The following is a 22,348-nucleotide window of genomic DNA, read 5'->3' as shown; positions in this document are numbered from 1 at the left end:
TTAACCCCTGTCTGATACCACTACTGTGATATGGCAAGAACGCTTCATAATGCGATCGGCACGGCCTTTCGCACGCGGCATGATACGCTTCATTGTTGGACCTTCGTCTACACAAATTTTTGTGATAACTAGCTCATCAACATCAGCGCCTTCATTATGCTCAGCGTTTGCAATTGCAGAATCTACAACTTTTTTAACCAATACAGCAGCTTTCTTAGGGCTGTATGATAAAAGTTCTAGTGCTTTTTCTACTGGAAGACCACGTACTTGGTCTGCTACCAGGCGCGCTTTCTGTGCTGAAGAACGAGCATATAAATGTTTAGCTAAAGCTTCCATAATAACCTCTATTTCTTCGCTTTCTTATCCGCAGCATGGCCACGGTAAGTACGCGTTGGTGCAAATTCACCCAGTTTGTGACCGATCATTTCATCAGTTACAAATACTGGCACGTGTTGACGCCCGTTATGGACAGCGATAGTTAGACCAATCATATCTGGAATGATCATTGAGCGACGAGACCAAGTCTTAATAGGCTTCTTCTCGTTGCTATCAACCGCTTTCTCTACCTTCTTCAGCAAGTGTAGGTCAATGAAAGGACCCTTCTTGAGAGAACGTGGCATGGCGATACCTCTGCTTATTTCTTATTACGACGACGAACAATATACTGATCAGTTTTCTTGTTCTTACGAGTTTTGTAACCCTTAGTTGGAACACCCCAAGGAGAAACAGGATGACGACCACCACTTGTTTTACCTTCACCACCACCATGTGGGTGATCTACTGGGTTCATTACAACACCACGTACGGTAGGACGAACACCACGCCAACGCGTAGCACCAGCTTTACCTAGTTGACGTAGCATATGTTCTGCATTACCAACTTCACCGATTGTTGCACGACACTCAGCAGGGATTTTACGCATTTCACCACTACGTAAACGTAGAGTAACGTAAGCACCATCACGAGCTATAATTTGGCTGTAAGAACCAGCTGAACGTGCAATTTGTGCACCTTTAGCAGGTTTCATTTCTACAGCGTGTACTGTTGTACCTACTGGGATGTTACGCATTGGTAAGCAGTTACCCGCTTTAATCGCCGCATCTTCACCAGATTGGATAACATCACCAGCAACCATGCCTTTAGGGGCAAGGATGTAACGACGTTCACCATCAGCATAAAGCACTAGTGCAATGTTCGCACTACGGTTTGGATCATATTCCAAACGCTCAACTTTTGCTGGGATACCATCTTTATTACGTTTAAAGTCAACGATACGGTAATGATGTTTATGACCACCACCAATATGTCTAACCGTAATACGACCGCCATTATTACGACCACCAGATTTAGATTTTGACTCTAAAAGTGGTGCGTATGGCTTGCCTTTATGCAGATCGTTGTTTACCACTTTAACTAAGTGGCGACGACCTGGAGACGTAGGCTTACATTTTACAATAGCCATCTATAATTCCTCTACTCAGCGCCATCGAAACTAATATCTGCACCTTCAGCCAGAGTAACGTATGCTTTTTTCCAGTCGCTACGGCGACCCATACGTTGACCTGTACGCTTGGTTTTACCCTTCACGTTTAGTGTGCGAACACCAGTAACTTCAACATCAAATAACTTCTGAACTGCCGCTTTGACTTCTGCTTTAGTCGCAGTACCTGCAACTTTGAATACCATAGTGTTATGGTTTTCAGCAGACAAAGTTCCCTTCTCAGAGATATGCGGAGCTAGAATAACTTGCAGTAAACGTGCTTCACTGATCATGCTAGGCTCTCCTCAATCTTTTTCACTGCATCAGCAGTTACTAAAACTTTATCAAACGCGATAAGGCTAACTGGGTCAATGCCTTGAACATCACGAACGTCAACTTTGTACAAGTTACGCGCTGCTAAGAATAGATTTTCATCTAATTCTTCAGTGATGATTAACACATCTTTAAGATCCAGGTCTTTTAATTTAGCTGCAAGCTCTTTAGTTTTAGGAGCCTCAACAGTAAATTTCTCGACAACGATTAGACGATCCTGACGAACTAACTCAGAAAGAATACTTCTTACTGCACCGCGGTACATTTTTTTGTTAACTTTCTGGCTATGGTCCTGTGGACGAGCTGCGAAAGTTACACCACCACCAACCCAAATTGGGCTGCGGATTGTACCTGCACGTGCGCGACCAGTACCCTTTTGACGCCATGGCTTCTTACCACCACCGCGAACTTCACTACGGGTTTTCTGAGCGCGAGTACCTTGACGAGCACCAGCTGCATATGCAACGACTACCTGATGTACAAGGGCTTCGTTGTATTCACGTCCAAAGGTAGTGTCAGAAACTTCAAGAGCACTTTGTGCATCTTTCAATACCAATTCCATTACTAACTCCTCGGCTATGCTTTAACAGCAGGTTTGATGAATACGTTGCCATTTTTCGCACCAGCTACTGCACCTTTAACGAGCAGTAAGTTGCGTTCAATGTCTACGCGAACAACTTCAAGGTTTTGAGTCGTAACACGCTCAGCACCCATGTGACCAGCCATTTTCTTGCCTTTAAATACGCGTCCAGGTGTTTGACATTGGCCAATTGAACCTGGAGCACGGTGGCTTATAGAGTTACCGTGAGTCGCATCTTGCATAGAGAAATTCCAACGCTTAACGCCGCCTTGGAAGCCTTTACCTTTAGATTGACCAGTAACATCTACTTTATTAATTTCGTTGAATAGCTCAACGCTTAGCTCAGCACCGACTTTGATATCTGCACCTTCGTTGTCATCAAGAGTAAACTCCCAAAGACCACGGCCAGCTTCTACACCTGCTTTCGCAAAGTGACCAGCTTCTGGCTTGTTTACACGGCTTGCTTTTTTAGAGCCAGCTGTTACTTGAATAGCTTGGTAGCCATCAGTATCAAGTGTTTTAACTTGAGTAACACGATTTGGTGAACATTCAAGAACTGTAACTGGGATAGAAACACCATCTTCAGTAAAGATGCGAGTCATACCAACTTTACGACCTACTAGACCGATTGTCATTACGATAACTCCTTTCTAACCCAAGCTGATTTGAACATCAACGCCAGCAGCTAAATCTAGCTTCATTAGTGCGTCAACAGTCTTTTCAGTTGGTTCTACGATATCAATCAAGCGCTTGTGAGTACGAATCTCATACTGATCACGTGCATCTTTGTTTACATGCGGTGATGTCAGTACTGTGAAACGCTCTTTACGAGTAGGTAGTGGAATAGGACCACGTACCTGAGCACCTGTGCGCTTTGCAGTTTCAACGATCTCCGCCGTTGATTGATCGATCAACTTGTGATCAAAAGCTTTAAGGCGGATACGGATTCTTTGGTTCTGCATGGACCAAAACTCCTAGTTAAAAATACAACATACAAATATACACCTGACAACCTATCCTAGATAGATCTCAAGTGTATATTCAAACTAGTAGCTCCCCAATCGGGAGACATTTTTCGATAACCAATATTCTTATCTGGCTATGGGCTTAAAAACCCACCTGCCTTATTGGCAAGTGGGCGTATATTACACTATCTGTAGACTATGGCAAGTACTTCTTACTATTTTGTGTAAAAAACATGCAAAAGGATCTCACTGGTACTTTTAACCAATAGATCCCTTCGTTACTAGACTGAGTTAACGTTTTTTATGTTACATTTTATACTTAACTACTATTTTTTAACCGATTAGGATCTCCTGTGTCTGCTCACCTGCATTTATATCATTACCTTAAACAATTAGCTGAACACACACATCATAGACAATTATTTAGTTTACAAGGCAGCCAGTCTTGGTGCTTTACCCAGATGCTACAAATCATTAAACAACAAACAAACCAGTATCAATGGTGTGGAGAAGGTCCCTCTTCTATTACAACCACACCCTATGCACAGCTATTAGGTCAAGATGTCGACTTATTAATCCTCAATATGCAACCAGGCTTTGATGCCAATATGTTTGCAGCCGCAGAAGGTTCTGTTCGTGGTGGCGGCGTAATTATCTTGCTTTTACCTGATAGCTCAACAAAACAGGATAACTTCTTCAACTATATACAAGTCGCACTTAAGAGGCATTCATTCCCCTGTATAAAAGAGAATGATTGCAGTCAGCCTTTTTTAACGCCTTCCTCTGTGCCTACTAGTGTAACTAAACCTATGCAACTGCATTTAGACGAGCAGCAACAAGCAATACAAAGCATCATCAAAACACAAACAGGCCACAGACGCAGACCTTTAGTCTTAACAGCTAACCGAGGACGCGGAAAATCGGCCGCACTAGGTATCGCAGCAGCCTCACTTATTAATCAGGGTGTTAAACACATCATTGTGTCCGCACCAAGTAAACAATCTGTCACCACCTTATATAAGCACGCCCAAACAACACTACAAGTAGCAACAGATATTAGCCGCTTACAATTTATTGCACCTGATGCCTTACATAGTGAACAACCTAAATGTGACTTACTGATTATCGATGAAGCTGCAGCTATCCCGCTAAAATTATTAGTTACTTTTGCACAACGCTACGCGAGAGTAGTTTTCTCTAGCACTCAATTTGGCTATGAAGGTTCTGGACGTGGTTTTGCTTTACGCTTCCAACAACAACTCGATGTGATCGCACCAGACTGGCGAAAGCAACATTTATCACAGGCAATTCGCTGGGCAGATAATGACCCAGTTGAAGCCTTTACATTATCAACCTTATGTTTTGCAGATCAGTCAAATGGCGATAAACAAGACATAATAGATAAACCTAACATACGCTTAATCAATCAATCCGAGTTATTACAATCACCAGGATTGATTAAACAGATATTCTTGCTATTAGTGAATGCTCATTATCAAACTAAACCTTCAGACTTAAGCAGCTTGTTGAATGACCGAGATTTATCAATCATCATCATGCAACAAAAGCAAAAACTGCTCGCTGTGGCTGTTATTAATCACGAAGGTAATTTCGACCAAATCGCCTGTCAACAAATCTATCAAGGACACCGTCGCCCTAAAGGCCATCTTATTGCACAATCATTAACTTTTCATAGTGGCTTTCCAGAAGCAGGCATGCACAGTTATGCCAGAATACAACGGATTGCCGTGCAACCTCACTTACAAGATAAAACCTTAGGTAGTCAATTAATTGATTGGGTAACAAATTGGGCAATACAGCAACAGTTTGATCACCTTTGTGCAAGTTTTGCTGCTAGTGAGAAACTCTTATCCTTTTGGTTGCAACAAAATCTACAAGTATTACGCATTGGTACTAAACGAGATAAAAGCAGCGGACAGCATTCATTTATGGTGAACTTACCTATTAGCGAATCCGGTAAAATATTGCACCAATCAATCCGCACCGCTTTTATTCGACAAGTAAAAGTACAGTTCAGTAGACAATTACAACATCTAGATCCAAGTATTATCCAAGTACTGTGGCCACAACTTATTACTCATAATCCACCACGTATGCTGATCAATGCATTATTTGCTTATATAAATGCCAATCGCAGCTACGAAAATGTAGAATACCTACTTATTGAACTGCTTTACCATTGTTCATTAACAGTATTAACCCAACAACAGCAAGCTGTTGTGATTGCAAAAATCATTCAAAACCATAGTTGGTCAACTATAGTGAAGGAATATGGGTTCACTGGACAAAAACAAGCACAAGCATTTATAAAAGACTGTATCTGCGATTTACTTACTCACAACCAAGAGACAACACATACTAATGAGACTTGATAAATTTATCTGTGAATCAACAGAACTGACACGAAGTGAAGCAAAAAACGTAATCCGTAAAGGCATGATCAATAACCAATCAGGCACTTTACGAAGCGGTGCTTACAAAGTGGCAGCCGATGATGTCATCGAAATGAAAGGACAAGTACTCACCACTCGTGGTTTTCGTTACCTGATGTTAAATAAACCACCTGGTTACATCAGCTCTAATGTTGATGAACAGATGCCGAGCTTATTAAACTTAATTGATATTGAGAAAAAACAGAATGTATTTATTGCCGGTAGATTAGATGCAGATACTACTGGATTAGTCCTGATCACCGATGATGGTCAATGGTCACACCAAGTAACCAGCCCACGTAAAAAATGCGAAAAACGTTATCGTGTTCACTTACAAGAGCCCGTTGATCAAAGTACCGTTGATCTGTTTGCTCAAGGAATACAGCTAAAAAGCGAGCCGCAACCTTGTTTACCCGCCAAACTTGAGCTGATTAGTGAAACTGAAGTGTTATTAACCATTAGTGAAGGTAAATATCATCAAGTAAAACGAATGTTTGCTGCGGTAGGTAACTTTGTAACAAAGCTACATCGAGAACAAATTGGTTGCGTACAACTAGATGCAGGCTTAGCACTAGGAGAATCGCGCTTTTTAACGGAGCAAGAGATCAATGGATTCAAATAAATCATTTAATGAAAAATGTTATTCGTTATTAATGCAAATTCCTCGTGGCAAAGTAGTGACCTACGCAGATATTGCTCATCACCTTGGTGGCAAAGCCTATCAAGCGGTAGGTAATGCCATGGCCAGTAATCCAACACCAATCATAGTGCCCTGTCATCGAGTTGTTAATAGCAATGGCGCAATAGGAAAGTTTGCCCTCGGGACGGCTAAAAAAATAGCCTTACTTAAAGAGGAAGGTATCTTGATAGATGAACATAAAGATAGCGCAAAAATTGTTAACTTAGATAAACAACGCCATACCTTTTAATAACATCGCTCAACATTAGAAAGGTAGCATCACGCTGCCCTTCTAATGCTTAAATCGATTAATCAGCACTTTCAGCTAATAACGTTTCTAAACAATGATCTGAAATACCATAATAATCTTTAATATCTGCAATTTGTTGTAACAGTTTCTGTTGTTCTTTTTCATTATGCTGCGGTTTTTTCACCGCCAGAATCATCTTGTTCTTATTAGTATGCTCTAAACTAATAAACTCAAACACTTTAGTTGTATAACCATTTGCTTCTAACAACAAAGCACGCAGTGAATCTGTGATCATTTCAGCTTGTTGTCCTAAATGAACACCATATTGCAACATTGGTTGAAATAATTCAGGGCTTTGCATCTGAGGACGTATTTGTTTATGGCAGCAAGGAGAGCACATAATAATACTCGCATTTGCTCTAATGCCATAGTGGATAGCATAATCAGTGGCCACATCACAAGCATGCAATGCAATCATTACATCGGTATGCTTAGGTGCATGTGTCTTAACATCTCCACATACAAAGTCTAACCCTTGGTGGTCTAAGCTCTGTGCTGCTTCATTACATAAATCAGCTAATGCCTGTCGTAACTCAACCCCTGTCACTTGCGCATTATTTTCTAAGGTATGACGAAGGTAATCATGAATAGCAAAAGTTAAATATCCCTTCCCTGAACCAAAATCAACAACATTTAAAGGAGTGCTTTTATCATGAGGTGACACTTCCAATGCCTGGCTAAATATCTCGATAAACTTATTAATCTGCTTCCATTTATTAGACATAGCAGGAATTAGCTTTTGCTGTTTATCTGTTACTTTAAGAGCAGTCAAAAAAGGACGCTGAATATCTACAAAACGATTCTTTTGTCTATTATGAGTCGCCGCCACTGCATGTGTTTGTTTTGCTTTATGCTGAGATATTTTAAGTTTACCTTTCTTACTAAACTCAATTTGTACTTCAACATTTACTAATGTCAGATAGGCACTTTTAAAGTCTTCGCCAATTAACTGTTTGATTTCATTGAGTGCCACTGAGTGAGAATGATTTTTAGTAATGTGATTCGTTTGATGTTCATAAACAAAACTCAATACCGACTCACTTTGTAAGGTAATTGGTCGGATATTAATACGATTTAAGCTTTTATCCGCCCCTCTATATTTACTTAATAACAACTTCACCAGCTGATTATTCTCAAGGCTTTGTGATAATAAATGGTAAAAATCTTCGAGGGTATTAAGTACAACAGAGGACATAACAATTTCCAAGCAATCTAAAAGGGCATAATTGCTGTAGTTTAACAGCTAAGCCTATCTGTAAACTAGAAATGTTTCCCCTGAAACAAAAACAATATTTAAGCAACAAATTAACACTCATGACTTCACTACAACTGAACTTTTTATGAATGATAATTGATATCAAAATAATTTTAGTTGATAATAGGTATCGTTACGCTAATTATCTATTCTTGGAGTGTTTTTTTATGTATCGTTATTTCTGTGCAGCATTGTTATCAGTAGCGATCCATTTCCTTATTTTTGCACCTTTGCTTGAACAACCTGCAATGGCCATTCCACTTGCTCAACAAACGCAAAGTGTCAGCATTAGCTTTACTAAACCAGCCAAAGTTGAACCTAAAAAAGTCGAGCCGCCAACACCACCAGTTGTGGAAGCAAAAGAAGTCGTCAAACCAACACCTAAACCTGTCGCAGCTAAACCAGTCAAACCGACTGAGAAAAAGCGTATTGTTAAGCAAAAAACCAAACCTAAAGAGATCAAAAAAGAAACGCCTAAGCCAGTACAAAAGGTAGTTAAAAAGAAACCAATTTCTAAAGAAGAGCCGAAAAAAATTACAGAACCACCCAAAGAAGTGGTGAAATCGACACCAGCTCCTCCGGCTCCAGTGATCAAAGATAAAATCGAAATCACTAAAGAACAAGTGGCACAACAAAGTAATGAACTACAAAGCAAGCCGCAGTTAATACAAAAAAGTCGCTTTTTAAGTACACCTACACCACCTAAGTACCCTCGCATGGCAAAACGCAGAGGAATAGAAGGTACTGTTACCTATGAAGTGTGGTTAGATGAAAAAGGCAAGCAGACTAAATTATTATTAAAAGACTCATCGGGTGCAAAAGTACTTGATGTAGCAGCCTTAAAAGCCATCAAAAACTGGGAGTTCTCTCCTCATATTGTTAACGGCAAACGTATTGCACACCGTATCTACATACCTATTAGCTTCCAACTGGATTAATCATGACCTTATTTACTATTTTACAAGAACAACTAGGCTTAATGACTTGGCCTCTTATCATTTGCTCTGTACTCACCTTAATGATCATCAGTGAACGACTTTTGAAATTAATTAGCTCTGGTTCTCTGAGTAAAAAAGAGATTATTAAGATATTAGAGCACCATGATCCTAAACAACCTGAAAAATTACAATCTCTAAGTATTCGCTTAAAAACTGAAAAAAACTTAGCAAAACGTGGCATGTCGATGTTATTTGCTCATCAACACTTTAGCCAACAATTACGAGAAGATACCGCAAGTATTTGGGTACAAGATAAACGCCAAGAGCTACGTAGCGGTTTAAAAATGTTAGCGCTCATCGGTATGATCAGCCCTCTTTTAGGGTTACTCGGTACAGTGCTAGGTTTAATCGAAATGTTTAAAGCGATTGCATTAACAACAGGTTCAGTAACCCCTAATGACCTAGCTGATGGATTAGGCATTGCTATGCGTACCACGGCAGCTGGTCTACTAGTTGCTCTACCTGCAATTTGCGGTGCACAACTATTAGGATTATGGGCAGATAAAGTCACTTACCGCCTAGAGTTTACGCTTAACTTCTGTAATTTATGGTTGCAAGGTGTGGACTTCCCAGATCAAAAACGTGCACCTAAGCCTAAATCGACTAGCCAGGAAGTACGATCGTGATACGCAGCCAAGCTAAAAATGAATCTGAATCAGTACAGGTAGATTTAACACCGTTATTAGATATTATTTTTATCGTGATGGTGTTTTTAATGCTCTCTGCCAATATCAAACTACAATCGCTACAGGTTGACTTACCAACAGCAGATACAAGTGCTGTACAGGTTGTAGATAACAAAGCCGTTACTATTAATATCTTGGCAGCAGAGCCGCGTTGGGCAATCGATGGGGAAACCTTACCTGATTGGGCAGCTTTTCAGGATCATTTAATTAAAACGGTACAAGAGAAACCAGATACCGAATGGATCATCGCTGCTGACAAAACATCAGATGTACAATATATGGTTAAGTTGCTAGGCTTTTTACAACAACATAATATCCAAGCAACACAACTCTTAATTGACGACGAAAAATAGTGTACTTAGCCTATTAACTAACTTAGTTAATAGGCTTTACTTTCCCATAATAACTTCTCTCTTATTCAGATAAATCTGCGCTTCCTAGCAAACTTTTTAAAAAGTCATACAAATACTAACTTTTTCACTTCATTGTCGTTATTATGTGCTCAACAACTCACTTTCAATAACCTGATAAAGAGACTGAATATGACTAAAGCATTAACTCTAGAAGCTTGTATAGCAGCTGCACAAGAACTATTAGCAAGACGTAAAACCAACATACAAGGTGATCTGCTTGCAGAAGCAATTCGTCCTACCAACTTAGACGATGCACTAGCAATTCAATTTGCTACTGTACAAGAAAGTGGTAAAGGAATTGGTGGATGGAAATGTTTAGTACCTCTTAACCCAGAACAAATGGTTGTTGCGCCTGTTTTAGAAGGTACAGTACAACAAGGTGATACCTGCTTAGTAGAGTCAACTGAACTAGGTAAAACCCTTATCGAACCAGAAATTGCGTTTGTATTAGGGCAAGACCTACCTGCTCGTGATAACGCTTACTCTGAAACTGAAATTGACGGTGCAATTGCCTCATGTCACATGGCTTTAGAGTTAATGCAGCGTCGTTACCTGCCTGATGATAATCGTGTTTTCTTTGATAATTTAGCAGACTGCTTATTCAACCAAGGAATTTTTGTTGGTCCAGAGATCAGTAAAGAACAAGCATATCAAGCAGGGACGATTGATATTACTTTTGAAACAATAGGCGAAGACGGTAAAACCACTATAACGGAATATGAAGGAAAGCACCCTAACCTTTCCGCACACAAACCGGTTTACTGGTTAATCAATTTTATGCGTGAGCGTGGTGTTAGCTTCAAAAAAGGACAAGCAATTATTACAGGCTCTTACGCCGGCGCAATTGAAGTGCCAATCAATACAATGGGCATTACTTACAAAGGTTTAGGAGAATATAAACTCACCTTTAAACCTGCATAACATGCATTGCATAACGCTTATTCAAAAGCGTTATGCAATTACTTTAGACTTTTACTGTAGAGTTAAGTGCTTTTTTAAAAGAAAACCCCGTCACTAATATTGTTCCCGCAACGACTAATAAAGCTCCTAATAATGTATTAAGGCCAATCTGTTCACCTAAAAATAACGATCCCCATAAAATACCAAACAATGGCACTAAAAAGGTCACCGATAAAGCAGAAGCAGGCCCATCATCTTTGACTAATCTAAAGTATAATAAATAAGCAAGTCCAGTACAGACGATACCTAAGGTCAATACAGATAGACTAATTGGCAAGGTGATTGGGTCACGCATTGGGATCAAAGGTAATAGAGGCAAGACTACAATCACCGCAGCCCACATGCTGCCATGAGCATTTTCAAAAGGAGCAACAACCGGTGCAACTTTAGTGTAATTAGCCGAAAATCCATACATCATCGCAGCTGCTAAACAGGCTAAAATAGCCCATACACCTTGCTCGCCTAATGTTAAGGCTTGATGACCAACTAACACAGTCACACCAATTATCCCCAATAACAAACCAATACTCGCTTTTAATTTAATACGCTCTTTTTGCCAAATACTCGCAATCACCGCTCCAAATAAAGGTGCTGTAGAATTCAGAATCGCCAGTGTTGAGGCATTTAATGTTTGTGCTGCATAAGCAAACATCAAAAAAGGAAAAGCCGTATTAAACGCCCCAACAATAAAAAAGTGTTTAACATTCGACATAAAAGCTAATGTTCTACGTAAATAGTAACTGATCAATAATAAACACAATGCAGCGGCTAATACCCTACCTTCAATAAGATATGCGGCGCCTAAGCTATTTGCCGTTAAACGCATGAACAAAAACGAACCACCCCAGATGGAAGCTAATAAAACTAAACGTAAAACACTTGCCAGTGACATGTTTGATCCTTGAATAAATAGGTAATGTAAGAGAGTATGAGCATTATAAAAAGATACAGGAGAAACCAATGCTCATATTTTATATTGTTTGTGGTGTCGTCGTATTTGCACTTTCTAGCTTTTTATTTCACCGTAATCGTTTAGCGATTTACCGTCGTCGTATCATTCGAGATATTAGTGAAAGTAGCCAAAAAAGCCCCTTCATGCTAAGTACTCAACAAGAGCAGAAAATTAAACAATGCTTTTTAAATGGAGTTACTCGAGAAGAGTGCGTCAACTTATTAATGAGTGAACATTAACCAAAACAGTTAAACACTGCCTTCACTTTCTACGACTAAAATTCTTGCTTCACCAATAGGAGAAGCGACATGTTCAGTGCCTATACTTGCGTAAAATATATCCCCGCTTTCTAATAGTACGGATTGCTCGATGCCTTGCTCTTTATAATGCATATCAACAACACCGTCGAGCACGACAAAAACCTCTTCGCCATCATTAACATGCCATTTATAAGCTTGGTCTGTCCAATGTAAGCGCGTAGTAATACCATTCATATTGGCAATATCTTTAGCACCCCAAGCACGGTCTGCAGTGAACTGCTTGCTTCTGATAATATCCATTTATCAACCTTCGTTTAAATAGCTTAGCCTTAACCTTGATCTCGTTTATCTTCTAATTTAGCTTGTATCACATGATCATCATCTTCGTCAGTTTTCACCCATTCCGCCTCAACATCAATAATATCCTTATCACGGTTAGTACGCTTAATAGTGGCTAAACCAACCAATAAAAAACCATTAGCAAACGTACCAATAAATAAGGTCGGAAAAATCAAAATACGCGGTGCAAAAAACAGCAATAAAATACCAATAATGACAGTACCAAAACAGAAACCAATCCAGGTAATTCCCACAGAGATGGCTGCAGCCCAAAGCATTACGCCAATAATAATTTGTATCCAGCCTTTTATCATAGGAGCCTTATTTTATTAATATATATGAAATTTCATCCATCTTATGGAAGATAAAGCCTAGATTACTCTCTATCGGAAAGGAACAAAAGAGGTGTTTAAATGATTAGAATAATCAGATGGAAAATATTGTGGGGAACCGATAGAAAAAACGCTACGGCCTATATACAAACAATAGCGTCAATAAATCAGAATTTAAAAAGCAGCTTCAATAGTCCCTTTATAGGTTTTTTCTAAGAACTGGCGTGTTGCTTCAGACTGGAAGATTTCAACGAATTTTTTGTAAGTTGCATTATCTTTATCCTGTGCACGAGCAGCAATATTCATTACCGCAAACTCAGCATCTTTGGCTTCCAAGTAAATACCTTGTTCTTGTGGGCTTAATCCAGCTGACATCACATAGTTCATGGTAATGACAGAAGCATCAACATCATCTAGTGTACGTGGTAGTTGAGCCGCTTCAACTTCGACAAACTCAAAGTTTTTTGGGTTTTCAACAATATCGTAAACTGTCGTTTTTGCACCCGCATCAGGTTTTAAAGTAATCAAATTAGCGTCAGCTAATAATAATAATGCACGTCCACCATTCGTTGGGTCATTAGGTATAGAAATACGAGCATTATCTGGTAAATCTGCCACTGATTTATATTTATTCGAATAGATACCCATACGCATTAAAATAGAATGGCCGATCGACACGATTTTTTGTTCACTGTTTTTATTAAAGTTATTCAGGAAAGGTAAATGCTGGTAGCTGTTTAAATCAAGACTGCCATCAGCTAGTGCTGCATTCGGTGTAATGTAATCAGAGAAAATAACCACTTCAACTTGTAAGCCTTGTTTCGCAGCTTCTTCAGCTACCGCTTCTACCACTTCGGCATGGGGGCCTACTGTTGCGCCAACTTTAATCACTTCACTTTTTTCCGTTTCACCACATGCTGTTAATCCAAAGATTAACGGTAAGACATAAAATAACTTTACTAATTTTTTGTTAAACATATTCCACTCCCTTAAAATCATATAGCCGTATAGACATCCAAATAGAATAATACAGAGAAGCGCTAAATCTACAAGTGTAATTTTAAGAATAAATTATTCGTTACTAATGTCATAAACGCATAACCAAAGCAGCGAGAAATAAGTAACAAAAAATATGAAGGTTATTATTGAAATAAATAAGGAAAATTTTCAAGAGGTAATAATATTGGCAGATAACTAGGCTGTAGTTATCTGCCTTATAAACAATAGCAAGCAGCTAAATAGTCACTTGCATTATAAACAGTAGCAAGCAGCTAAATAGTCACTTGCATTATAAACAGTAGCAAGCAGCTAAATAGNNNNCAGCAGCTAAATAGTCACTTGCATTATAAACAGTAGCAAGCAGCTAAATAGTCACTTGCCTTATAAACAGTAGCAAGCAGCTAAATAGTCACTTGCATTATAAACAGTAGCAAGCAGCTAAATAGTCACTTGCGTTATATATATAGAGCTCTAGCTATGAGTCGCTCTTTCACCCCAAATTTCTTGTAAACGTTGGTCTCGACCACAGTTCCAGCGATAAGCTTTATAGCGGATTGGATTGTTTTTATAAAAATCTTGATGGTAACTTTCATTGCCCTTAATAGGATAGAAGGTACTAGCATCAAGAATCGGTGTAACTACTTGTTGATCTGCAAATTCATCAATCACCGCTTGTTTAGACTTTTCAGCTAACTGTCGCTCTTGTTCATTAGCAACAAAAATCGCACTTAAATAACTATGTCCTTTATCGCAAAATTGACCTCTGTCATCGAACGGGTCAATGTTTACCCAATAATGATCCAAGATATCTTGATAACTCACTTTTTCTGGGTCATAAGTGATCTCCACCGCTTCATAGTGGCCTCGATGATTACCATTATAAGTAGGGTTTTCTACTGTTCCTCCAGTGAATCCCGATACGACATCGGTAACACCAGGTAACTTTTCAAAATCTGACTCCATACACCAGAAACAACCACCTGCTAATACTGCTTTATCAGCATTTGCTAAAGGCGTAAAACCAAGTATCGATGTTGACAGTATCAACCCTATTAGTTTTTTCATAAATCTCTCACGTAATAAACACCATTCCCATAACAAGACCTACCGAAGCTAAAAATAATTTCAGGTATATTTAAATTAATTAAAAATTAATACGCATTTGATTAGTTAAGGATCAATAATGAAATATATTAATTATCAAAAAGATAGTAATAAATAGTGTATTGAAACTTGAATGGAAGAACGAACTGTTTATACTCAAAGAGATATATATTGGTGAATAGCTATTGATTAGCTTATATAGTCAATAGCATATCCTAAATAATGCCAACGATAACAATCAATTAGAATGACAACACGCAATGGATAAAGAAGCTAATAATGACAATAAATAAACAACTCACTATTTTAATGCTTCTTATCACTCTTTTTTCTACAATCGTGGGTATTAGTACTTTAAAAGTCTCAGAAGTATCACGCTTTCACCAGCTCAATAGCCTGCACTTCAATTACGTTCTAGAGCTTAATGAGCTAATTAACAAGAGTAAAAATGGTATTCCAGATACAACTGTACTCAAAGAAGTTGTTAACAACATTAAAGCTCAACCAACGACCTGTGTAGCAATACCTGGACGATTAGATCTTTTGCTAATGGAGCTAACCAATACGCAAAGTATTGTCACAATATGCCAAAACGATATCGATGTGGCTGATGAGCTATTAAAAAATATCGTGCTATTCGAAGAACGTATAATCAATCACAATACAATAAAAAAACAATTAAATGATAGCTACACGCAGTTTAGAATTAACTCCGTTGAGTTTATAAAACCCGTTGATAAACTCACTTCATTTATTACAAAGTCCTCTCAAACAGCGGTTATCACACTATCTATCGCTTTTTTCTTAATAGCATTCGCTATTGCTAAAGCAATTTTAAAGATAGTAAAAAGAATGCAAAAAACCAGTAATGAACTAATGGTCAGTGAAGAACGAAATCGTTTACAAGCCAATAGAGATGCACTAACCAAATTACCAAACCGTAATGCGTTAGATCTAAAAATAAATCAATACATTGCTTTAGCTGGCCAAAAAAGACTAGCCGTCTTCTTTATTGATCTTGATCGATTTAAAGATATCAATGATACCCGAGGTCATGCTCAAGGTGACAAGTTACTCATTACAATCAGTGACCGTTTATCTGAAGCAATGCAAGTTCATGACTCTGTCTTTAGGTTTGGTGGCGATGAATTTGTCGCTCTAAGCCATTTCACCAATGCTGAAGATATAAAGCGCGTAGCAGAATCGTTGGTAAAGGCTATCTCAAAGCCAGTTTTTTTAGGAAATACAGAACTATACGTAACTGGTAGCGTAGGTATTTCAATCTACCCTACAAATGCCAATACAGCAGAAAATCTAATAAAATATGCTGATACCGCCATGTATGAAGCGAAAAAAGAAGGTAAAAATCAATACCTCTTTTACAAAAACAGCTTTAGTCAAAAACACACTCGCCGACTATCCCATGAATCAAAATTACGCTATGCACTAGACAAAGGCCAACTACAGGTCATGTACCAACCTGTTGTTGACTTAAACACCTTTGCCACTGAAGGAACAGAAGCACTATTACGTTGGCAACTAGACCAAGAAACCGTTATATCACCAGACGTTTTTGTTCCCATCGCAGAGTATTCAGGACAAATGGTAGAGATAGGTGAATGGGTCCTCAGAATAGCCTGTAAACAAAATAAAATATGGCGAGATAGTGGCGCTAAAAACGTCAATATGGCGGTTAACGTCTCTCCTTATCAACTATTTGATCCTAACTTTTCTCAACTCGTGCAAAATGTGATCACAGAATTTGAGATCCCATATCACTGTCTTGACCTTGAAATAACAGAAAGCATGATCATCACTGAGAATGAACACTTCTTAAAAACATTAAATGAGCTGTCTGAGATGGGTGTGAGACTATTAATGGATGATTTTGGAACAGGTTACTCATGCCTTAGTAACCTAAGAAACCTGCCTTTTGACATATTAAAAATCGATAAAAGCTTCGTAACTAACTATGACACCATCGCTTCTACTATTATTGCCATGGGCAAACAACTAGATATGAAAATTGTCGCAGAAGGGGTAGAAACCTCAAAATCACTAGAAATCCTCCGCCGTCAACAATGTGATTTTGCACAAGGCTACCTATTCCAAGCGCCTTCAATTGCCAGAGATATTGATATATTTAAAACATATACCCAGTAAAAATTACTTTAGTCTACTACCTACAAGTTATGTACTTATAATGTTAATCCAAGATGGAAAAGAGCAATAGCTGGATATTTTATAACTCATTTGCGTGATACACCCCAAACAAAAAAGATACCACCAATTGATTATTTATAGATCTTAATTATAGTTACATCAAAATAAAACAAAAAATATAATTGCATCTTTTAATGCCAAAGGTAATCTACATTTTTCATAAAAATGAAGGTACTTTGAAAAGATGAAAAAACTATTAATATTAATATTGATTGGTATCGCAGCAAACCAAATTTATCAAAAATACAACGTCCCTGTTATCACCAATGCAGATATTGAACAGCTAAATAAACCTGTAAAATTAAGTAATTTTAAGAGCCATAAACAGCAATATTCATGTGATGGTCGTCAGTATTGCAGTGAAATGCATTCATGTGAAGAAGCAACGTTCTTTATTGAGCACTGCCCTAATACTAAAATGGATGGGAACCATGACGGAGTTCCCTGTGAGCGTCAATGGTGTAATTAAGTGTAAACAATAAAGTTAGTGGGTATTTTTCAGGATGAAAGATACAAAATAGCGAGTAACCGCATGAAAGATATTAAAGGATTTCTAAGCTTAATACTGGATTCAATAGCAGACCATATTACGGTAATTGATAGTACAGGTACGATCCAATATGTGAATAAAAGCTGGACGGCGTTTGCTGCTCAAAATGGTTGCTTGATTAAAGAAACGTGGTTAGGTGTTAATTATATTGAAGCTTGCGATAAAGCCAGTGAAGTTCACGATGACTATGGAGCTCAGGTAGCACAAGGTATTAGAAGTGTTATTGACCAAACTATTGAAAGCTTCTATTTCGAGTATCCATGCCATAGTCCAAAACAAAACCGTTGGTTTATGATGCGAGTAACCCCCCTTGTATTTGAACAAGTTCCCTATTTTGTTATTTCCCATCATAATATCAGTGAACGTAAACTTGCCGAAGAAAAAGTAAGAAACTTAGCTAGGATGGATGGCTTAACGAATATTGCCAACCGCCGTTATTTTGATGAGTTTTTAAATGCGGAATGGCGAAGATGCCTAAGGTTAGAGTTACCAATTAGCCTAGCAATCATCGACTTAGATCATTTTAAATTACTCAACGATACCTATGGGCATCAACATGGTGACCAATGCTTAATAAAGATAGGACAGTTACTTAAACAATTTGTTAATCGTTCAAGTGATATCTGTGCTCGTTATGGTGGCGAAGAATTTGCTATTGTTTTAGGTAATACTTCAATAACAGAAGCACAAGCATTACTGATCAGTCTTTTAGAAGAGATAGCCCACCTAGACATAGCGAACCCAAGTTCTACTACTCAATCTTATTTAACCGCTAGTATTGGTTTATCAACCATCTACCCAAGCTTTGGAGCCCATGAAAGAATATTAATTCACCAAGCAGACAATATGCTTTATAAAGCTAAAAAAAGAGGGAGAAACCGCTTAGAAAGTTAACTTAATTTATAATTTCGTTACATGCCTCTTGATAAAACTTAGTACATAGTCAAGAATATAACACTAAAGTTATATTTTTTTTGATTTAACGGTAATTGTAGCTACATTGTAATAATTGCCATTATTTTAAACTCTCCAGCTACATCGATATCCAGTCTAGGAGCCTTTCAATGCATCAAGTTACTGATTTTACTTTATTTAAAGAAGTAATGGAGATTTTACCTACCCCGGTACTAATCAAAGATAGCCACCATCGATATATTTTCATAAACAAAGCCTTTGAAGCATTATTCCAGGTTAATCGAGTAGATGTGTTAGGACAACTAGATAAGGAAGTATTTGTTGATCGACAAGTTGCGCAATGTAATGGCGGCGATTTGCGTGTACTCGAAACCGGTGAAATAGATGAAGCCTATGAATCGGTGTTTGATAGTAACGGAGATCAACGTGAAGTGATCACTCGAAAAAGCCGCCTTACGATGGCCAGTGGAGACGTTTATTTAGTAGGCACCATTTACGATATCACCGATGTTACGGTAATGAATCAACAGTTGATAATTAATCAAACCAAACTTAAAGAACAGTCTGAGCAATTAGAAAACATGGTTAATACCGACCCGCTAACAGGTTGTAATAATCGACGAGCCTTAGATATCCAATTACCTACTTTATTTGAACAAGCTTCATTTAAAGGCGGCTTATTAGCCATTGATGTCGACAAGTTTAAACTGATCAATGATAACTATGGGCACCATGTTGGTGACCTAGGTTTACAAAAAATGGTGAAAATTATTGTAGAGACACTTTCAAGTGAGCATCAGCTAATTCGCATGGGAGGAGAAGAGTTTTTAGTCGCCTGTGCAGGTATTGAACATAAGCAATTAATTGATTTAGCAGAGCAGTTACGCAGCAGTATCGAAGCCAGCAAAAACCAATTTGCAGGTCACCATATTAGTTTCACTGTAAGCATTGGTGTAGTACATACAGATACATTTAATAAATGGAATTTAGATAAACTAATCAATGCTGCTGATAAGGCTTTGTATAAAGCCAAAGCCTTAGGTAGAAACTGTGTTTATTATAAGCTGCCATAAAGAAGCCAATAAGCCACACACTGTTTGACTCCATCATTAAGTAAAGGCGCTAAATGGTTAATCACAAAAATGGCTTAGTTTAAAATGTAAATTGAAGAAAATAACGCGCCATATGCCAAACTTACAACAATACTATTAGCATGATGAGATAGCAGCATTAAGTTGTGATCTTATCACCCACCAACCTTAAAAGATGCTTAACTGCTTTTGATAAAATTTGGTTTTTACGCACCACGTAGCCCAAACTGGTGCAAGGGAAATCTACTAAAGTCACCACTTCCGATTTTAAATGAGGTCTGCTGTCTAATGAGAAGTCAGGCACAATAGCCGTACCAAATCCTGCTTCAGCCCAGTCTAATTGGGCATCGACACTGCCTACTTCCATGATTCGATAACGCGGAATATTTAAAGAAGGTAAAGCAAGATCAATCAAATCACGGGTTCTTGTATCGTGTCCTAATAAGATTAAAGTCGGCAGGTCAGCACTATCTTTTTGTATCACTTCACCTTGTACTAAGGCTAATTGATGGCCAACGGCACACCAATGTACCGCTTTTAACTCACTAAAATGTAAAGGTAAACTTTCTTTCTGCTCGATCACAAAGCCTAATTCAGCATCTGCGCTTTTCACTAATGATGAAGCCTGTGAAGAAGTGGTATTAAACAAAGCAAGATCTATATTGGGATACGCTTGTTTAAATAATTGAAAGGGCTCAATCAACAAAGCTCTGGAAATAATGTCACTAGCAGCAATGGTCAAGGTACCTTGGTGAAGGTCATTCAAAGCATTAATATCTGCTTGGCAAACCTTTAATTCCTGTAAGGTTTTTTGGCTGCTTTTTAATAAACGCTGTCCCGCTTGAGTTAACCTAAAAGGACTACGCTCAATCAACTTAGTACGCGTTACTTTCTCTAACTGTTTTAAATGCAAACTGACATTAGGCTGTGTCATATGTAGGGCGATAGCTGATTTACCAAAGTGTTGTAACTCAGCTAAGGTTACAAAGGTTTTTAACCAGTTAATATCAAGCATAATGTAATCTCTATCCTTTCAATTTAACACACGCAAAATCATATGGATTTCTTATTAAAGTGATAACTATTATTAATTTACCATATTAACTTTGATTGTGTAGCATACCTTTTTTATCATTCAAGGGGTAAAGCATGACATCAATAGTAGTTGTAGGCGCAAACTGGGGCGACGAAGGTAAAGGTCGTATCGTTGATTTTTTAGCAGAAGATGCAAGCGCAAGTATACGTTTCCAAGGCGGTAATAATGCAGGCCATACGGTGGTTAATGATTTTGGTACCTTTAAGTTACACCAGTTACCAAGTGGCATCTTTAACCCAAATTGTTTAGCGGTACTTGGCCCTGGTATGGTGATCAGTCCTGCTGCATTAACCGAAGAGATCAACGAAGTTAAACAAGCAAACATTGATGTAAAACTATCTATATCAGACCGCGCAACGCTGTGTCTACCGTTACACGCATTAGAAGATACCTTAGAAGAGCAACGTCTTGGTGATGCAGCCTACGGCTCAACAAGACAAGGTATCGCACCGGCTTACGGCGACCGTGTGATGAAAAAAGGTATTTTGGTAGGTTGGTTAAAACAGCCTGAAGTACTACAACAGCGTATTCAATTCCTACTGGATTGGAAGCTGCCTCAATTAAAAGCGCTTTACCCTGACTGTGAATTTAATCAAACAGCAGAAGAGATGACTAACTGGCTATTAGAAGTGACTGCACCTTGGCGTCAATTTATTTGTAACGTAACAGAACCACTAAAAGTGCTACAAAAAGAGAAAGCTAACCTAGTATTTGAAGCACAACTGGGCGCGGGTAGAGACTTAGTCTACGGCGAATACCCTTGGACAACCTCATCGAATGTAACTGCCGCTTACGCAGGTATCGGCAGTGGTTTACCAGCGCTATACCCAGAGCGTGTTGTTGCCGTAGCAAAATCATTTAGCTCATCAGTGGGCACAGGTACACTAGTAACAGCCATGGAGCATCAGGATAACTTCCGTGAAAGTGCCAATGAGTATGGCGCAGTAACAGGTCGCCCACGAGATATGGGATTTTTTGATGCCGTTGCCACGCGCAATGGTGTTGAGTTACAAGCCGCCACTGAAATTGCATTAACGAAAATCGACTGTTTATCAGGCATGGCAGATTTAAAAATCTGTGTTGCCTATGAAGGGCAACACCCAGAAAACCCAATTTGGCCACAAACAGCATCATTAACACCTGTTTATGAACAAATGCAAAGCTGGAGTGAAGATATCAGCGGTTGCCGTACCTTTGAAAGCCTACCAATCGCAGCACAAAACTACGTAACTCGCATTGAAGAGCTAATGGGTGTACCAGTGAGCATGGTATCTGTCGGTCCAGAACGCGAGCAAATGATTATTCGATAGTCATTGCTGTAATGACATTTCACGCTATTAAGTGTTAAGTGGCGGTAGAAAACAAAAAACCGACT

General features: G+C 38.6%; 27 protein-coding genes. 13 read left to right on the top strand and 14 right to left on the bottom strand.

Annotated features, from left to right (window positions below; translation table 11 throughout):
• From rplV to rpsJ, 7 genes are read right to left on the bottom strand one after another with little or no spacing between them, the layout of a single operon-like run.
• Entirely contained in the window at positions 1-336 is a 336-nt protein-coding gene (gene rplV, locus OW492_RS15655; RefSeq protein WP_113819678.1) for a 50S ribosomal protein L22, read from the bottom strand.
• 8 nt (positions 337-344) lie between these two features.
• On the bottom strand, positions 345-620 hold the full coding sequence (rpsS, locus tag OW492_RS15650) for a 30S ribosomal protein S19 (protein ID WP_113819677.1): 276 nt from the start codon (positions 618-620) through the stop codon (positions 345-347).
• 14 nt (positions 621-634) lie between these two features.
• Positions 635-1,462 (bottom strand): 50S ribosomal protein L2, encoded by an 828-nt coding sequence (rplB, locus tag OW492_RS15645; RefSeq protein WP_113819676.1) that lies wholly within the window; start codon positions 1,460-1,462, stop codon positions 635-637.
• Positions 1,463-1,473: 11 nt separating this feature from the next.
• Positions 1,474-1,773 carry a 50S ribosomal protein L23 gene (gene rplW / locus OW492_RS15640; RefSeq protein WP_113819675.1) on the bottom strand — a complete coding sequence of 100 codons (300 nt, stop codon included), beginning with the start codon at positions 1,771-1,773 and terminating at the stop codon, positions 1,474-1,476.
• Positions 1,770-2,375, bottom strand: a complete 606-nt coding sequence (rplD, locus tag OW492_RS15635) for a 50S ribosomal protein L4 (protein WP_028869307.1) — start codon at positions 2,373-2,375, stop codon at positions 1,770-1,772. Before rplD ends, rplW begins: the two co-directional genes overlap by 4 nt.
• A 14-nt stretch (positions 2,376-2,389) precedes the next feature.
• Positions 2,390-3,028, bottom strand: coding sequence for a 50S ribosomal protein L3 (rplC, locus tag OW492_RS15630; RefSeq protein WP_113819674.1), 639 nt, complete (start codon positions 3,026-3,028; stop codon positions 2,390-2,392).
• A 15-nt stretch (positions 3,029-3,043) separates the two neighbouring features.
• Entirely contained in the window at positions 3,044-3,355 is a 312-nt protein-coding gene (rpsJ, locus tag OW492_RS15625; protein ID WP_025563085.1) for a 30S ribosomal protein S10, read from the bottom strand.
• Positions 3,356-3,711: 356 nt separating this feature from the next.
• Here rpsJ and OW492_RS15620 point away from each other — a divergent pair, with 356 nt between their 5' ends.
• Genes OW492_RS15620 through OW492_RS15610 form a run of 3 tightly spaced genes read left to right on the top strand, consistent with a single transcriptional unit; the run spans position 3,712 to position 6,740 of the window.
• The gene (locus tag OW492_RS15620) at positions 3,712-5,751 is read left to right on the top strand and encodes a GNAT family N-acetyltransferase (protein ID WP_290041348.1); all 2,040 of its coding nucleotides are present in this window, start codon (positions 3,712-3,714) and stop codon (positions 5,749-5,751) included.
• Entirely contained in the window at positions 5,741-6,433 is a 693-nt protein-coding gene (locus OW492_RS15615) for a pseudouridine synthase (RefSeq protein ID WP_290041347.1), read from the top strand. The genes OW492_RS15620 and OW492_RS15615 overlap by 11 nt, the downstream gene beginning before the upstream one ends.
• Positions 6,420-6,740, top strand: coding sequence for an MGMT family protein (locus OW492_RS15610; protein WP_290041345.1), 321 nt, complete (start codon positions 6,420-6,422; stop codon positions 6,738-6,740). The genes OW492_RS15615 and OW492_RS15610 overlap by 14 nt, the downstream gene beginning before the upstream one ends.
• A 58-nt stretch (positions 6,741-6,798) precedes the next feature.
• On the opposite strand, the gene OW492_RS15605 is transcribed toward OW492_RS15610, so the two are convergent.
• The gene (locus OW492_RS15605; protein WP_290041343.1) at positions 6,799-7,995 is read right to left on the bottom strand and encodes an SAM-dependent methyltransferase; all 1,197 of its coding nucleotides are present in this window, start codon (positions 7,993-7,995) and stop codon (positions 6,799-6,801) included.
• A 227-nt stretch (positions 7,996-8,222) separates the two neighbouring features.
• On the opposite strand from OW492_RS15605, the gene OW492_RS15600 reads away from it, so the two are divergent.
• The 4 genes from OW492_RS15600 to OW492_RS15585 all read left to right on the top strand — a co-directional run bounded on the left by OW492_RS15600 (position 8,223) and on the right by OW492_RS15585 (position 11,073).
• Positions 8,223-8,993: an energy transducer TonB gene (locus OW492_RS15600; protein ID WP_290041342.1), complete on the top strand. Its 771-nt coding sequence runs from the start codon at positions 8,223-8,225 to the stop codon at positions 8,991-8,993.
• Positions 8,994-8,995: 2 nt separating this feature from the next.
• Complete coding sequence (locus OW492_RS15595) at positions 8,996-9,679, top strand: MotA/TolQ/ExbB proton channel family protein (RefSeq protein WP_290041341.1); 684 nt, start codon at positions 8,996-8,998, stop codon at positions 9,677-9,679.
• A complete protein-coding gene (locus OW492_RS15590) occupies positions 9,676-10,092 on the top strand; it encodes a biopolymer transporter ExbD (protein WP_290041339.1) in 417 nt (138 codons plus the stop codon). The genes OW492_RS15595 and OW492_RS15590 overlap by 4 nt, the downstream gene beginning before the upstream one ends.
• A gap of 189 nt (positions 10,093-10,281) precedes the next feature.
• Positions 10,282-11,073: a hydratase gene (locus OW492_RS15585; protein WP_290041337.1), complete on the top strand. Its 792-nt coding sequence runs from the start codon at positions 10,282-10,284 to the stop codon at positions 11,071-11,073.
• Between the two features lie 43 nt (positions 11,074-11,116).
• Here OW492_RS15585 and OW492_RS15580 read toward each other — a convergent pair whose 3' ends face one another.
• Positions 11,117-12,004 carry a DMT family transporter gene (locus OW492_RS15580; RefSeq protein ID WP_290041335.1) on the bottom strand — a complete coding sequence of 296 codons (888 nt, stop codon included), beginning with the start codon at positions 12,002-12,004 and terminating at the stop codon, positions 11,117-11,119.
• Between the two features lie 68 nt (positions 12,005-12,072).
• On the opposite strand from OW492_RS15580, the gene OW492_RS15575 reads away from it, so the two are divergent.
• The gene (locus tag OW492_RS15575; protein WP_290041333.1) at positions 12,073-12,303 is read left to right on the top strand and encodes a hypothetical protein; all 231 of its coding nucleotides are present in this window, start codon (positions 12,073-12,075) and stop codon (positions 12,301-12,303) included.
• A gap of 9 nt (positions 12,304-12,312) precedes the next feature.
• Here the strand turns inward: OW492_RS15575 and OW492_RS15570 are convergent, their stop codons facing one another.
• The 4 genes from OW492_RS15570 to msrA all read right to left on the bottom strand — a co-directional run bounded on the left by OW492_RS15570 (position 12,313) and on the right by msrA (position 15,059).
• A complete protein-coding gene (locus OW492_RS15570) occupies positions 12,313-12,624 on the bottom strand; it encodes a cupin (protein ID WP_290041331.1) in 312 nt (103 codons plus the stop codon).
• A gap of 29 nt (positions 12,625-12,653) precedes the next feature.
• Entirely contained in the window at positions 12,654-12,977 is a 324-nt protein-coding gene (locus OW492_RS15565; protein WP_290041330.1) for a hypothetical protein, read from the bottom strand.
• Between the two features lie 192 nt (positions 12,978-13,169).
• Positions 13,170-13,973, bottom strand: a complete 804-nt coding sequence (locus tag OW492_RS15560) for a MetQ/NlpA family ABC transporter substrate-binding protein (protein WP_290041328.1) — start codon at positions 13,971-13,973, stop codon at positions 13,170-13,172.
• 492 nt (positions 13,974-14,465) lie between these two features.
• Positions 14,466-15,059 carry a peptide-methionine (S)-S-oxide reductase MsrA gene (gene msrA, locus OW492_RS15555; RefSeq protein WP_290041326.1) on the bottom strand — a complete coding sequence of 198 codons (594 nt, stop codon included), beginning with the start codon at positions 15,057-15,059 and terminating at the stop codon, positions 14,466-14,468.
• A 318-nt stretch (positions 15,060-15,377) separates the two neighbouring features.
• On the opposite strand from msrA, the gene OW492_RS15550 reads away from it, so the two are divergent.
• From OW492_RS15550 to OW492_RS15535, 4 genes are all read left to right on the top strand, one after another.
• On the top strand, positions 15,378-17,261 hold the full coding sequence (locus tag OW492_RS15550) for an EAL domain-containing protein (protein WP_290041324.1): 1,884 nt from the start codon (positions 15,378-15,380) through the stop codon (positions 17,259-17,261).
• A gap of 244 nt (positions 17,262-17,505) precedes the next feature.
• Positions 17,506-17,790, top strand: a complete 285-nt coding sequence (locus tag OW492_RS15545; protein ID WP_290041323.1) for an excalibur calcium-binding domain-containing protein — start codon at positions 17,506-17,508, stop codon at positions 17,788-17,790.
• A 63-nt stretch (positions 17,791-17,853) separates the two neighbouring features.
• Complete coding sequence (locus tag OW492_RS15540) at positions 17,854-18,765, top strand: sensor domain-containing diguanylate cyclase (RefSeq protein WP_290041321.1); 912 nt, start codon at positions 17,854-17,856, stop codon at positions 18,763-18,765.
• Positions 18,766-18,935: 170 nt separating this feature from the next.
• Positions 18,936-19,859, top strand: a complete 924-nt coding sequence (locus OW492_RS15535) for a GGDEF domain-containing protein (protein ID WP_290041319.1) — start codon at positions 18,936-18,938, stop codon at positions 19,857-19,859.
• Between the two features lie 157 nt (positions 19,860-20,016).
• On the opposite strand, the gene OW492_RS15530 is transcribed toward OW492_RS15535, so the two are convergent.
• Complete coding sequence (locus OW492_RS15530) at positions 20,017-20,892, bottom strand: LysR family transcriptional regulator (RefSeq protein ID WP_290041317.1); 876 nt, start codon at positions 20,890-20,892, stop codon at positions 20,017-20,019.
• Positions 20,893-21,026: 134 nt separating this feature from the next.
• Here OW492_RS15530 and OW492_RS15525 point away from each other — a divergent pair, with 134 nt between their 5' ends.
• Positions 21,027-22,283 (top strand): adenylosuccinate synthase, encoded by a 1,257-nt coding sequence (locus tag OW492_RS15525; RefSeq protein ID WP_290041315.1) that lies wholly within the window; start codon positions 21,027-21,029, stop codon positions 22,281-22,283.
• The last annotated feature ends 65 nt before the right edge of the window (positions 22,284-22,348 follow it).

This window comes from Psychromonas sp. 14N.309.X.WAT.B.A12, from assembly GCF_030397575.1.
In the GTDB taxonomy this organism is placed as follows: Bacteria; Pseudomonadota; Gammaproteobacteria; order Enterobacterales; family Psychromonadaceae; genus Psychromonas.
The sequence above is the reverse complement of the archived record's forward strand: the minus strand, read 5'-3'. Positions and strand labels throughout refer to the sequence as shown.

Coding starts and splice junctions, on each gene's coding strand:
- OW492_RS15550 (WP_290041324.1), top strand. CDS start 15,378: ATGACAATAAATAAACAACTCACTATTTTAATGCTTCTTATCACTCTT.
- rplC (WP_113819674.1), bottom strand. CDS start 3,028: ATGACAATCGGTCTAGTAGGTCGTAAAGTTGGTATGACTCGCATCTTT.
- OW492_RS15530 (WP_290041317.1), bottom strand. CDS start 20,892: ATGCTTGATATTAACTGGTTAAAAACCTTTGTAACCTTAGCTGAGTTA.
- OW492_RS15600 (WP_290041342.1), top strand. CDS start 8,223: ATGTATCGTTATTTCTGTGCAGCATTGTTATCAGTAGCGATCCATTTC.
- OW492_RS15525 (WP_290041315.1), top strand. CDS start 21,027: ATGACATCAATAGTAGTTGTAGGCGCAAACTGGGGCGACGAAGGTAAA.
- OW492_RS15580 (WP_290041335.1), bottom strand. CDS start 12,004: ATGTCACTGGCAAGTGTTTTACGTTTAGTTTTATTAGCTTCCATCTGG.
- rplB (WP_113819676.1), bottom strand. CDS start 1,462: ATGGCTATTGTAAAATGTAAGCCTACGTCTCCAGGTCGTCGCCACTTA.
- rplV (WP_113819678.1), bottom strand. CDS start 336: ATGGAAGCTTTAGCTAAACATTTATATGCTCGTTCTTCAGCACAGAAA.
- msrA (WP_290041326.1), bottom strand. CDS start 15,059: ATGAAAAAACTAATAGGGTTGATACTGTCAACATCGATACTTGGTTTT.
- OW492_RS15605 (WP_290041343.1), bottom strand. CDS start 7,995: ATGTCCTCTGTTGTACTTAATACCCTCGAAGATTTTTACCATTTATTA.
- OW492_RS15595 (WP_290041341.1), top strand. CDS start 8,996: ATGACCTTATTTACTATTTTACAAGAACAACTAGGCTTAATGACTTGG.
- OW492_RS15560 (WP_290041328.1), bottom strand. CDS start 13,973: ATGTTTAACAAAAAATTAGTAAAGTTATTTTATGTCTTACCGTTAATC.
- OW492_RS15585 (WP_290041337.1), top strand. CDS start 10,282: ATGACTAAAGCATTAACTCTAGAAGCTTGTATAGCAGCTGCACAAGAA.
- OW492_RS15575 (WP_290041333.1), top strand. CDS start 12,073: ATGCTCATATTTTATATTGTTTGTGGTGTCGTCGTATTTGCACTTTCT.
- rplW (WP_113819675.1), bottom strand. CDS start 1,773: ATGATCAGTGAAGCACGTTTACTGCAAGTTATTCTAGCTCCGCATATC.
- OW492_RS15610 (WP_290041345.1), top strand. CDS start 6,420: ATGGATTCAAATAAATCATTTAATGAAAAATGTTATTCGTTATTAATG.
- OW492_RS15565 (WP_290041330.1), bottom strand. CDS start 12,977: ATGATAAAAGGCTGGATACAAATTATTATTGGCGTAATGCTTTGGGCT.
- rplD (WP_028869307.1), bottom strand. CDS start 2,375: ATGGAATTGGTATTGAAAGATGCACAAAGTGCTCTTGAAGTTTCTGAC.
- rpsS (WP_113819677.1), bottom strand. CDS start 620: ATGCCACGTTCTCTCAAGAAGGGTCCTTTCATTGACCTACACTTGCTG.
- OW492_RS15615 (WP_290041347.1), top strand. CDS start 5,741: ATGAGACTTGATAAATTTATCTGTGAATCAACAGAACTGACACGAAGT.
- OW492_RS15535 (WP_290041319.1), top strand. CDS start 18,936: ATGCATCAAGTTACTGATTTTACTTTATTTAAAGAAGTAATGGAGATT.
- OW492_RS15545 (WP_290041323.1), top strand. CDS start 17,506: ATGAAAAAACTATTAATATTAATATTGATTGGTATCGCAGCAAACCAA.
- OW492_RS15570 (WP_290041331.1), bottom strand. CDS start 12,624: ATGGATATTATCAGAAGCAAGCAGTTCACTGCAGACCGTGCTTGGGGT.
- OW492_RS15540 (WP_290041321.1), top strand. CDS start 17,854: ATGAAAGATATTAAAGGATTTCTAAGCTTAATACTGGATTCAATAGCA.
- rpsJ (WP_025563085.1), bottom strand. CDS start 3,355: ATGCAGAACCAAAGAATCCGTATCCGCCTTAAAGCTTTTGATCACAAG.